At 75.5% G+C, this 11,750-nt stretch carries 9 protein-coding genes; all 9 read right to left on the bottom strand.

Features of this window, described 5'->3' with window-relative positions:
* Nucleotides 1-100: 100 nt before the first annotated feature.
* Nucleotides 101-1,852 (bottom strand): FAD-dependent monooxygenase, encoded by a 1,752-nt coding sequence (locus tag ACFYUY_RS14650; protein ID WP_360217382.1) that lies wholly within the window; start codon nucleotides 1,850-1,852, stop codon nucleotides 101-103.
* A 246-nt stretch (nucleotides 1,853-2,098) separates the two neighbouring features.
* Nucleotides 2,099-2,563: a pyridoxamine 5'-phosphate oxidase family protein gene (locus ACFYUY_RS14645; protein WP_360217385.1), complete on the bottom strand. Its 465-nt coding sequence runs from the start codon at nucleotides 2,561-2,563 to the stop codon at nucleotides 2,099-2,101.
* The gene (locus ACFYUY_RS14640) at nucleotides 2,560-3,669 is read right to left on the bottom strand and encodes a threonine aldolase family protein (protein WP_387900734.1); all 1,110 of its coding nucleotides are present in this window, start codon (nucleotides 3,667-3,669) and stop codon (nucleotides 2,560-2,562) included. Before ACFYUY_RS14640 ends, ACFYUY_RS14645 begins: the two co-directional genes overlap by 4 nt.
* A gap of 6 nt (nucleotides 3,670-3,675) precedes the next feature.
* Nucleotides 3,676-5,079 carry an aldehyde dehydrogenase family protein gene (locus tag ACFYUY_RS14635; protein ID WP_387900732.1) on the bottom strand — a complete coding sequence of 468 codons (1,404 nt, stop codon included), beginning with the start codon at nucleotides 5,077-5,079 and terminating at the stop codon, nucleotides 3,676-3,678.
* On the bottom strand, nucleotides 5,076-6,173 hold the full coding sequence (locus ACFYUY_RS14630; protein WP_387900731.1) for a hypothetical protein: 1,098 nt from the start codon (nucleotides 6,171-6,173) through the stop codon (nucleotides 5,076-5,078). The genes ACFYUY_RS14635 and ACFYUY_RS14630 overlap by 4 nt, the downstream gene beginning before the upstream one ends.
* Nucleotides 6,115-7,959, bottom strand: coding sequence for an asparagine synthetase B family protein (locus ACFYUY_RS14625; protein WP_387900729.1), 1,845 nt, complete (start codon nucleotides 7,957-7,959; stop codon nucleotides 6,115-6,117). Before ACFYUY_RS14625 ends, ACFYUY_RS14630 begins: the two co-directional genes overlap by 59 nt.
* On the bottom strand, nucleotides 7,947-8,951 hold the full coding sequence (locus ACFYUY_RS14620) for an alpha/beta hydrolase-fold protein (RefSeq protein WP_360217400.1): 1,005 nt from the start codon (nucleotides 8,949-8,951) through the stop codon (nucleotides 7,947-7,949). Before ACFYUY_RS14620 ends, ACFYUY_RS14625 begins: the two co-directional genes overlap by 13 nt.
* On the bottom strand, nucleotides 8,948-10,354 hold the full coding sequence (locus ACFYUY_RS14615; RefSeq protein ID WP_387900727.1) for an MBL fold metallo-hydrolase: 1,407 nt from the start codon (nucleotides 10,352-10,354) through the stop codon (nucleotides 8,948-8,950). The genes ACFYUY_RS14620 and ACFYUY_RS14615 overlap by 4 nt, the downstream gene beginning before the upstream one ends.
* Nucleotides 10,354-11,721, bottom strand: coding sequence for an SUMF1/EgtB/PvdO family nonheme iron enzyme (locus ACFYUY_RS14610; RefSeq protein ID WP_360217406.1), 1,368 nt, complete (start codon nucleotides 11,719-11,721; stop codon nucleotides 10,354-10,356). Before ACFYUY_RS14610 ends, ACFYUY_RS14615 begins: the two co-directional genes overlap by 1 nt.
* Nucleotides 11,722-11,750: the final 29 nt, after the last annotated feature.

Genomic DNA, 11,750 nt, shown 5'->3' with positions numbered 1-11,750 from the left:
CCCCGCGCGGTGGGGGCGGGCGGGCCCCCCCACCCGGGCAGTGTGTGTGCGGGGGGCCCCCGGGCCCCGGCCCCCCCCACTTCTCGTCGGTGCTCGCAGGTCAGCGCCCCAGGACGGCGGCGAAGACCCCGGTCAGCACCTGCTCCGGGTCCTCGGCCCCGGCCGGGCTGCGCCAGGCGACGTGCTGGTCGGGGCGGACCAGCAGCGCGCCGGCGTCGGTGATCTGCCGGACGGCCTCCCACCCGCCGTCCACGTCCGCGAACTCGGCGCCCGCGCCGACGACCGCCGTGACGAGCTGGACGTCGAGCCGCTCCGCGATCCGCGCGGCCGCCTCCGCCCACGGGGAGCCCTCCGGCCCGGTGATCAGCGTGAAGCCGGTGCGGCCGGTCAGGTCCAGCGTCGACAGCCGCTTGCCGTCCTTGGTGATCCAGGCGTGCGGCAGCCGGTGCCCGGGGCGGGAGGTCGGCGTGTGCTCGTTGCGCATCGGGACGCGGACCGGCGGCTCGGTCCCGTCCGGCAGCACCGCGCCGGCCTCGTACGCGAAGCCGACCTCCATGTCGAGGGACTGGCAGCCGCCGCGGTGGGTGTGGAAGATCTCCAGGGCGCGGGCCCGCACGGTGTCCCCGAGCCAGGACGGGTCGAAGTACGACTCCAGGCGCTGCTTGCGGCGCCCCGCCGGGATGTTGTGGCCGGCGCCGACCGCGTCGATCACGGCCTGGTGGTGCACGGCCGCGGAGACCGCCCAGTCGACGTTCTGCCGGCCGATCGGCCGGCGCTCGGCCTCGTAGGTGTCGATCAGGCTCTCGGGCGCCCGCCCGCCCAGCACCGCGGCCAGCTTCCAGGCCAGGTTGTGCGCGTCCTGGATGCCGGTGTTGAGGCCCAGTCCGACCGCGGGCGGCTGCTTGTGCGCGGCGTCGCCGGCGATCAGCACCCGGCCGACCCGGTAGCGGTCGGCGAGGATCGCGTCCACGATCCAGTCCGTCACCTTGTGGACGGTGATCTCCAGGTCCGGGATGCGCAGCAGCTCGCGGATCCGGGGGACGACCGTCTCGGCGTCCCAGCGTCCGGGCGGGCCGGGGGCGAAGTGCAGGCCCCACTGCTCGCAGGCCTTGCCCCAGCTCGGGCCCATCTCGATCAGGTTGCTGGAGAGGTCCGGGTCCTCCGGGCTGAGGAAGTGGGTGATGAGGGTGCCCTCCTCCCACCACTCGGACAGGTCGGCGGAGAAGTAGGCGGTCGTGGTGTTGACCAGCCCGGGCGGGCCCTCCATCCGGATGCCGACCGCCGGGCCGACGAAGCGGCCGCCGTCGGCGCCGATCAGGTACTGCGCCTTGACCGTGGTGACCTCGCCGGTCTCCACGTTGCGCACCTCGGCGAGCACGTGGTCGCCCTCGTCGGAGAAGGTGGTCACCTCGTGGTTGAAGAGGACCCGGCCGGGGTTGCGCTCCTCCGCGTGGCGGCGCAGGATCGGCTCCAGCCACATCTGCGGGAGCTTGGCCGGCAGCACCGGGCCGATCGCCGCGTAGGACTCCTCCAGCTCGCCGCCGCCGAAGGCGTCCATCTCGTGGATCAGCCGGCGGTCCAGCGGGCCGTCGCCCGCGAGGGTGGTCTGCCAGCGCACCTTGCCGAAGTACTCCAGCGGAGCGGCCTCGGCGAGCACGTCGTCGGCGACGCCGTGCTGGCGGTAGATCTCCATCGTGCGCTGGTTGAGGTAGTGGGCCTTCGGAATCCTCGACGTCTCCGGATGCCGTTCCACCAGCAGATGCTCAACGCCCTGGTCGGACAGGAAGACGGAGGCGGACAGACCGCATCCGCCGCCGCCGATGATCAGGACCGGAACCTCGATTGCTCCCATATTCGACCTTCCAGAAATGACGGATGCCTTGCCCCGCAGCCTGGCAAGGCGCTCTTCAGCTCCGGTCAAGAACGGGTCGACTCCGGGTGGGCGCACCCCGGCGCCGCAGCGCCTCCGTCCCACCGCGGCACCGCACCTCCGCCGCTCGGCCCCGGGCCCCGGGCCCCGGGCCCCGGTGCAGCGCGCCCCGGCCGGGCGGTCACCGCGGTGACCGGCCGACCGGGGCGCGGGGCGCCCGGGCGCGGGTCAGCCGGCCCAGACGCCGTCGCGCATCATTCCGCGGCCCGCCAGCTCGTTGGCCTCCCGCCAGGCCTGGATGCGCCGCGGCCGGATCCGGAAGTACTGGTAGGGCTCCTTGAGTTCGCGCGGGTCGAACCCGGTCTTGGCGGCGAACGCGTCCCCGGTCTCCCGGCCCAGCTCGGTGAGGTCCACCGGCTCCGCGACGCCGTCGACGATCACCACGTCGCGGGTCGGGCCGAGGCCCAGCCGCACCCGGCCGTCCGCCAGCAGGTTGCGGCCGGTGACCGAGTCGCGCGGCGTCGAGACGAGGATCGCGCTGCCGTCCCAGAGGTAGGACAGCGGGATCAGGTGGACGCCGCCCGGGCCGTCCGGGGAGCCCGAGGACGCGACCCAGAGGTCGACGTCCTCCTCCAGGCGGGCCCGGGTGTCCCGCAGCCGCTCCTCCAGTCCACGCGGTGGCACGTCCGTCATGCTTCCTCCATCGATGTCAGGGAGGCTCCCCGGCCGGGGAGTTCTCCGTCGGTCGCCGGTTGCGCGGTGGCCGCCACGGCCGCGAACGCCCGGACGGCGGCGCGCACTCCGATGATGTCGTGCGCGCGGTGCACCGCGAAGCGCACATGGCCGTTCGGCAGCGGCAGGACGCGGACCCCGTGGCCGGCGAGGCGTGCGGCGCACTCGCCCGCGGCCAGCCCCGGCACCCGCGCCATGACCATGTTGGTCGGCCGGGGCGGGCGGATCAGCTCGACGCCCGGCACCGCGGTGAGCCCGGCGGCGAGCGCGGCGGCCGTCCGGTGGTCGGCGGCCAGGTCGGGGAGGCGGCCGAGCGCGACCAGGGCGGGGGCCGCGAGGACGCCCGCCTGGTGCAGGGAGCCGCCCAGCCAGGTCCTCAGTTCACGGGCCCGCGCGATGAACTCGCCCGTCCCGCACAGCAGTCCGCCGACCGGCGCGCCGAGCCCCTTGGAGACCGAGAAGGCGACGCTGTCCGCGGGCTCCGCCAGCTCCGCCGGCCGGACGCCGAGCGCCACCGCCGCGTTCGCCAACCGGGCGCCGTCGAGGTGCAGGTGCGCGCCGTAGCGGTGGGCGAGCGCGGCCACCGCGCGGGTCGCCCCCGCGTCGAGGGCGTTGCCGCAGCGCATCATGCTGGTGTTCTCCAGGCAGACCACCGTCGGCCGGCCCGCCCCGGCGGCCAGCAGCGCGGCCAGCGCCCCGGGTTCGGGTCGGCCGTCGTCCAGCTGGGGCACCGTCAGCGGCTCCGCGCCGCCGAACCGGCGCAGCCCGTCGGACTCCAGGAAGGCCATGTGGGCGCCGGCTCCGACGATCAGCCGCGGACCGGGGGCGCCGGGCGGGCCGAACGCCGCGACCGGGGCGAGCAGGTTCGCCATCGTGCCGGTGGGGGTGAGCAGGGCGTCCTCGGTGCCGAGCAGTTCGGCCACCGTCCGCTCCAGCCGGGTGACCGTCGGGTCGTCGCCGTAGACGTCGTCGCCGACGGCCGCGCCGGCCATCGCCGCGCGCATCCGCGCGTCCGGCACGGTCCGGGTGTCGCTGCGGAAGTCGAGCCCGGCCCCGGGCGGCGCCACCGCGGCCTACCGCCCCGGCCGGTGGGCCACCCAGACGGCGCGGGGCCTGGTGTAGCCCTCCACCGCGTGGACGCCCAACTCGCGCCCGTAGCCGGAGCTCCCGAGCCCCCCGACGCTGACCGACTCCTCGGTGTCGCCCCAGGTGTTGACCCAGACCATGCCGGCCCGCAGGCCGCGGCCGAAGCGCTCGACCCGGTCCGCGTCCGAGCTCCAGACCGAGGCCGACAGGCCGTACCCGGTGTCGTGGGCGAGCGCCAGCGCCTCGTCCTCCCCGCCGAACGGGACGACGGACAGCACCGGCGCGAAGAGCTCCTCCCGCCAGGCCCGGCACCCGGACGGCGTGCCGTCCAGGACGACCGGGTCGACGAAGAACCCGCCGTCGAGGTCGCGCCGCACCCCGGAGCGCCCGGGCGGCAGGATCACCTTGGCGCCCCGCAGCGCCGCCTCCTCCACCACCTCGGCGGCGCGGGCGGCGGCGGCCGCGCTGATCAGCGGGCCGAGGTCGGTGTCCGGGTCCTCCGGCCGGCCGACCCGGAGGGCGGCGGCCAGCCCGGCCACCCGCTCGACGAACTCCGCGTGCACGGCCCGGTCGACGACCAGCCGCGTCCCGGCCACGCACATCTGGCCGGTGTTGCCGGTGAACCCGGTGACGACGGCCCGGGCGGCCGCGTCGAGGTCGGCGTCGCGGAACACCACGACGGGGCTCTTGCCGCCCAGTTCCAGCGTGACGGGCTTGAGCCCGTCCGCGCAGCGCCGCGCGACCTCGCGCCCCGCCGCCGTCGAGCCGGTGAACGACACCATGCCGACGGCCGGGTGGTCGCAGAGCTGCCGTCCGGTGTCGGCGCCGCCGTACACGGCGCCGAGCACGCCCTCCGGGAAGAGCCCGGCGGCCCGCCCGACCAGGTGGCGGACGGAGAGCGGGGTCTCCGGCGCCGGCTTGACCACGACGGTGTTGCCGTAGGCGAGCGCCGCGGCGACCTTCCAGACGGCCAGCAGCAGCGGGTAGTTGTTCGGGGCGATCGCCGCGCACACCCCGACCGGCACCCGGTCGGTGTAGCTGCGCACGCCCGGGCCGGCCGGGTGGGTCTCCCCCACCGGGTACCGGGCCGCCGCGGCGAACCAGTCGACCACCCGGGCGGCGAAGTCCACCTCGCCGAGGGCGCGCCCGGTGGGCTTGCCGGTGGTGCGCCGCTCCAGTGCCGCGAGTTCGGTGCGCTCCGCGCGCAGCAGGCCGCCGAGCTCCCGCAGGAGGTCGCCGCGGCGGGCCGGGGAGGTGTCCGCCCAGTCGCCGTGCAGCGCCGCCCCGGCCCGGCGCACCGCCTCGGCGACGCCGGGGGCGTCGGTGTCCGGCAGACGGGTGACCGGCCCGCCGGTGGCGGGGTCGAGGAGCGTCCGCCCCCCGGCGGTCATCCGAGGACCCCGGCGCGGCCGGCGAGCCGCAGCCCGGCGTCGAGCGCGGCGACCAGGCCGCGGAAGTCCGCGGGCCCCAGACCGGCCCCGGCGCTGCCGAGCAGCCGCAGCCGGTAGCCGTCCGGGTGCTCCCACCAGGCGTCGCAGGCGCCGAACTCCGCGCTGACGTAGCCGAGGTGGAGGGGCCGGCCGTCGAGGTCGTGCAGCTCCTCGGTGGCGGGGTGCTTGTCCCGGACCGGCGGGAACTCCAGGCGCCCGCCGCCGCCGCGCTGCGCGGTGAGGCGCAGCTCGCCGCCGTCCGCGCCGGTGTAGACGACCTCCAGCTCGCGGACGGCGGCGCCGTCGCCGAAGGTCGCGGCGCTGTCGGCGCGGTACCCGGCGACCGACAGCGGCACCCCCTGCCCGGTGAGGAAGGCGTCGACCTCCCCGGCGGGGACCCACTCGCCCTCGTGCTCCCGCCCCCGGCGGTGGAACAGGAAGACACCGGTGGGCACCGACACCATGTCGGCCCGGTGCCGCGCCCAGTAGCTCAGCTCGGAGAACGGCGTGGCCAGTACCCGCGGCACCGCCTCCGGCACCGCCGGCCGCAGCCCGGCGAACAGGGCGACCAGCTCCTCGTCGGTGAACTCGCCCTCCAGCACGGAGAGTTCGACGGTCGTCCCGGCCAGGCGGGCGCTGCCCGCACGGTTGCGCAGGTAGTCCGTCCCGAGCCACGCCACCCGGCCCCCGCCGATCCCGGACGCCCGGTTCTCGCTGCCCCACAGGCAGGGGTGGTCCGCGGCCGGGAAGGCCCAGTCGTACCGGAACTGCTTGAGCCGCAGCCGGCGCCCGCCGCCGGCGACCTCGGTGCGGTAGCCGGCCGGGTTGGCGTCGCTCCACGGGCTGCGGCCCTCGGCGTCGACCCGCCCGGGCGGGGCCTCGCGGCGGAGGGTCCCGGCGCCGGCGGTGCAGCCCGCGGGCAGCACGGTCGGCCGCCAGACCACGAAGTTGCACCAGTCCTGGGCCAGTTCCTCCGCGATCACCGGGGGCACCGGGTCAAGGTCGGCGGGGCTGTCCAGGATCTGCCAGCGCCACTGCGGGACGGAACTGCTCACCGTGACTCCTCGGGTGGGTTCTGAACTCCGCAAGGTGGTCCAGCCAGGCGGAGGTTGAGGCCAGGAACATCCATTCGCCGACGCCCAGTTCGGCGCGGAGCCCGGCCGGAAGCGGCGGCAGGCCGAAGGGCGCGCCGAAGCCGTCGGCGAGCTCGGTCAGCCGGCGCAGGTAGCCGGGGTCGGTGGGGGTCGGGAACCCCTGCTTGCGGCGGTGCCGCACCGACTCGGGCATCAGGTCGGCGAGCGCCTCCTTCAGCAGCCCCTTGTGGCTGCTGCCGGGCTCGCCGGTGTCCTTCAGGTGCTCGGGGCAGCGGAAGGCCAGTTCGGCGAGGGCGACGTCCTGGAAGACCGGCCGGTCCTCCAGGGTGAAGGTCGACGAGGTGGCGTCCACCATGTCGTTGACGTAGACCAGGAAGCGCCGCAGCAGGTGGTGCCGGCCGCGCTTGAGCGGGGACGCCGTCTTCAGCGCCCGGTACTCGTCCATGGTGCGGGCCCACACCTGGTCGGTGACCGCGGACATGTCGACGCCCAGCTCCTGCGCCATCCAGCCGACCAGCCGGGCCCAGACCGGCCGTTCGTCGGCGTGCAGCCGGTGGGTCAGGTAGTGGCGCCCGTGGATGTGGGTGGGTGCGTACGGGTCGACGACGGGGAAGTAGCGGCCGGCCTGGTAGCCCCAGAGCTCGTCGGCGCCGTGGCCCGAGTAGACGACCACGTTCCGGTCGGCGGCGACGGTCCCGTAGAGGTGGTGCATGGCCAGTTCGGCGCCGTGCAGCAGCGGCCGCATCAGCCGGGTGGGCAGCACCGGCACCAGGTCGGCGGCGGCCTCGCGGCCCAGGTCGCAGACGGTCAGCGGGACGCCGAGGCCGGCGGCGACCTCGGCGGCGTACGCCACGTCGTCGCCCGAGCCGCCGATGCCGTCCTGGTAGCGCAGCACGTACCCGTCGACGGGCACGCCCGCCCTGGTCAGGGCCGAGACGACGGCCGTGCTGTCGACACCGCCGCTGATCACCGCCGCCCGCGGGACGTCGGAGACGGCGCGCTCGGCGACCGCCCGGTCGAAGGCGTCCCGGATCTCCTCCGGGGAGACCAGGCCGTCCACCGGGGTGGGCATCCAGTAGCGGTGCGTCCGGGTGTCCGGCCGGTCCACCACCAGGTACTCGGCGGGCTGCAGGGACCGCACGCCTCGCAGCCAGGTGTGGTCGTCCGCCGCGTCCATCCGGATCCAGGAGCGCAGCACGTACTCCTCCGGGTCCACCTCGGGGGTGACCAGGCCGGTGCGCAGCAGCACGCCCTGCTCGGAGGCGAACAGCAGTCCGCCGTGGGTGAAGGCGTAGAACAGCGGCTTCACCCCGAAGTGGTCGCGGGCCAGCACCACGCGGCCGGTCGCGGTGTCGTGCCAGGCGAGGGCGAACATGCCGGACAGCGGGCGCAGCGCGGCCGCCGGGTCGGACTCGCGGCAGACCTGCTGGAGCGCGAACTCGGTGTCGCAGGTGGTGCGGCGGGGCCACAGCGGCGCCCCGGGCTCCCGGGAGCCGTAGACCTCGCCGTTGTGCACCAGCACGACCCGGCCGCCGGGGTCGGTCATCGGCTGGGCCCCCGCGTCGCTGCGGTCGCGCACCGCCAGCCGGGTCGCGCACAGCATGACGGTGCCGCACGAGGAGACGTACGGGGCGCCGGCCCCCTCGCCTCGGTGCGCCATGGCCGCGGTCATCGTGCGGCCCAGGGCGTCCAGCCACCCCGGGTCGCGCCGCCCGTCCAGGCTGATGAAGCCCGCTATGCCGCACATGCGTCACGCTCCGGTTCCGGCCACACCCGCCACAGCCCGGCCAGCGCGTCGGTGAAGACGTGCTCGATGCCGTGGTGCCCGCCCTCGTGCTCCCGGTAGTCGTGCGGGACGCCGTGCGCCTCCAGGGCGGCGTGCAGCGCGCGGACCCCCCAGTGCATGCCGTACTCGTCGCGCTGCCCCACGCTCAGGTGGAGCAGGCCGAGGCGGGACAGCCGGTCGGCGTGGGCGGGCAGCATCCGCACCGGGTCGTGCTCCAGCCAGCGCCGCCAGACCGCGTCCCGGAACAGGCCGGTGCCGGGGTCGCAGGGCAGCGCGTCCGCCGGGGTCGTCGCCGGGTCGTCGGCGTAGCACATGCCCATCGCGATGATGCTCATCGCGACCATGAACGGGACGTCGTGCGGGCCGCTCGCGCGGCGGGCCAGCAGCGCGTCGACCCCGCCGGCCGCCCGGACGGTGTCGAGCGTGCCGGGCACCAGCGGCAGGTAGCAGTGCTCGAAGCCGGCGTCGGGCGAGCAGGCGACCACCGAGCCGAACAGCTCGGAGGTCATCCCGGCGACCAGCGCGCCGTAGCCGCCGCTGGACTTCCCGCCGACGGCCCGCCGGGCCGGCTCCGCCAGGGTCGCGAACCGCCGGTCCACCTCCGCCACGACCTCGGCGAGGAACCCGGCGTACCGGCCGGAGGCCGCGGAGTCGAGGTACTGCGAACCGCCGTACGCGGTCGTGCAGTCGGGGACGACGAGCAGCGCGGCCGGCACCCGGCCGTCCGCCATGGCCTCGCGCAGGCGGTCGGCGACGGAGGCGCCGAAGGACAGCGCCCGGCCGCCGAGGCCCGGGTACGCGCCGAAGCCCGGCAGCCAGTACACCACCGGGAAGCGGCGGATCCCGTCGTACCCGGGCGGCAGGTGCACCTCGACCCGGCGCCGGTGCGGGTCGCCCAGCGGGTTGCCGCGCAGGCTGCCGCTGTCGAGGTCGAGGACGACCGGGGCGTTCACGTGCCGCTCGCCTCCCTCAGCGCGCGGTCCACGTGCCGCGTGTAGAACGACGGGTGGTGGAAGACCGCGGAGAGCAGGACGCCGTCGCTGGCCCACAGCGCGAAGGAGCTGCCGAACAGCAGCTCGCCGGAGAGCAGGGCCTCCAGCGTGCTGGCCGCGATCTCGGTCCAGCCCTCCGCCCCGGTCAGGTGGCTGCGGGCCGGCCCGGCGCCGAGCCTGGTCACCCGGCCGGCCACCGGGTCGAGCAGGAAGGAGCTCTCGCCGCCGGGGTTCTCGTACAGCGAGACGACGTGCCGTCCGGCGCCGCCGTCCATCGCCCGGTACCAGTAGTCGGTCGCCACCAGGCGGTCCAGCAGTTCGCGCAGCAGGTCCTCGCAGTTGCGGGTCTGCCGGCCGACCCGGTCCGCGGCGGCGTCGAACGGCGGCACCCGCACTCCGGGGTCGAGCGTCACCGCGGCGTAGACCTGCTCGAAGTCGTACCCGTCGGGCCCGACCGGCCCGTCGACCAGGGCGGTCTTGCCGTCCGCCACCTCCAGCACCTGGCCCGGGCCCCACAGCAGGCCGTCGCGGCCCAGGTCGGCGAGGCGGCGCAGGGCCTGGACGGGCGTGAACGGGAACATCGCCCGGTTGCACCAGTCGTAGTCGTGCCCGTCCTCGCCGCTGACCCGCCAGCCGAACGAGGAGGGCACCGTGACGGCGGCCGGGATCGACGCGACGTAGCGGTCGAAGTTGGCGACGGCGCGGGCGCGGACGGCGTCCGGGTCGGTCAGCGGGCGGCGCTCGGTGAGCACGCCGGGCGGCGAGACGCTGTGCGCGGGCACCAGCACCGCGTCGAGCCGGGGGGCGTCCTCGCGGCGGAAGGCGGCCACGGTCGCCTCGTGCAGGAGGGCGTCCCCGCAGAGCATGACGGACGCGTCGGCGGTCTCCACCAGCACGCTCATCTCGGGGAAGGACACCGCCGAGGGGAAGGTCCGCAGGACGGCGCCGCCGAGGGTCACGGTGTCGCCCGGCGTCACCGGGTGCAGGCGCTCGAAGCCGAGCCGGCGCAGCGTCCAGGCCATCGCCTGGTGGCCGAGCCCGGAGGCGGTGAGCTGCGGCGGCACCGGGCCGGCCGGGTACAGGCAGGTGACCCCGGTGCTCCGGCGCGGGCTGTCGTCGAAGTCCACGTCGGCGCCGTCGACCAGGCGCCGCAGGGAGGGGAAGTGGTGGTGGTCGAAGTGGTGGTGGCTGAGGACGACGTAGTCGACGCCCTCGTCCAGCACCTCCCGGACCAGGTCGTCGCCCAGCGGCGGGTGGTGCTCCCAGAAGCGGTCCAGGCGCTGGGTGAGCCACGGGTCGAAGAGGATCCGCTCCGTCCCCGTCTCGACCAGGACGGCGGCGTGCCCGAGGGAGGTGAGCCGCATCAGTCCGCCGCCTCGTACACGCAGCGGAAGCCGACCTCGTTGTGCCGGTCGGTGATCAGGTCCTTGCCCCGGTAGAAGGTGGTCAGGCAGGCCGGGGGCGAGGTCCAGGTGCCGCCGCGCAGGACGTGGAACGCCTCCTTGCGGTTCATGAAGTCCAGCGGGTGGCGGCCCTTGAAGAAGGGGTCCATGTCCTCGCCGGTGTAGAAGTTCGTCCGGGTCAGCTCCCAGACGTTGCCGGACATCTGGAGCACCCCGTACGGGCTGGCGCCCTGCGGGAGGGCGTCCGCGGGCAGCACCGGGTGCTCGGGGTTCGCGCCCTGCTCGATGGTGATCAGCAGGGCCTCCAGCGAGTCGAGGTCGGCCACCTGCTCGCCGAAGGACCGCTCGACGTAGTTCACCCGCTCCGGGTCCCACTGCTGGCCCCACGGGTAGCGGCGGCCGTCCACGCCGCGGGCGGCCTTCTCCCACTGCACCTCGCTGGGCAGCGTGCCGCCGGCCCACCGGGCGAAGGCGTACGCGTCGTACCAGTCGACGCCGACGACCGGGAAGTCGGGCGCGTTGAAGCGCGGGTCGTGCCAGTGCACGGGGCGGTGCGAGCGCTCCAGCGGCTGGTCGGGGTGGTCGAACTCGCCGGAGTCGCCGACCTCCTCCAGGAACTCGCGGTAGCGCGCGTTGGTCACGGTGGTGCGGTCGACGAGGAACGCGGGCACGTCCACGGCGCGCAGGGTGCTGTCGTCCTGCGCCATCCGGAAGGCGTCGGGCTTCTCGTCGGCGCCGATGATCGCCGGGCCGCCGGGCACCAGGACGACGTCGGGGTTGCGCCGGGGGCGCTTGCGCACGGCGTCCAGCCGGGCCCGCATGTCGGTGAAGTACTCGTCCTCCAGGCGGCGCAGTTCGGCGGGGTCGCGGGTGCCGAAGATGCTGATCAGGGCGCGCTTGGTGAGCGCGGCGCCGCAGCCGACGGGCTTGCGCGCCCAGTCGGGCCGGGTGAAGTTGCTGGGCCAGCCCGAGATGCGGATGAGGTCGGGGACGGCGGTGGCGATCCGGTGCTCGGTGATGACCTTGAGCGCGGTGAACGCGACCCAGTCGACGGTGTCGTGGGTCGCGGCGGCCACGGCGGTGTCCGCGGCGGAGTCGCCGAGGTGGTGCTCGGCGAGCAGCCGCACCGCGCCGGCCCGCACCGGCCACTCCGGGTGGGAGACCACGAGGCTCGCCAGCAGCGGCACCCCGTCGGCGGCCCGGCCCTTCTCCTCGGCCAGGCCGAGGACGCGCTCGACCGAGGCCCAGTAGCGGTCGTCGGCGGAGTCGTCGATCACCAGCAAGTCGGCGGGGACGTCGATGACCTGTGTTACGCGATTTCCTACCATCTCAACCTCTCTCGGACGACGTGCCGCCC

It is taken from the genome of Kitasatospora sp. NPDC004745, assembly GCF_042873275.1.
Lineage (GTDB): Bacteria > Actinomycetota > Actinomycetes > Streptomycetales > Streptomycetaceae > Kitasatospora.
The sequence above is the reverse complement of the archived record's forward strand: the minus strand, read 5'-3'. Positions and strand labels throughout refer to the sequence as shown.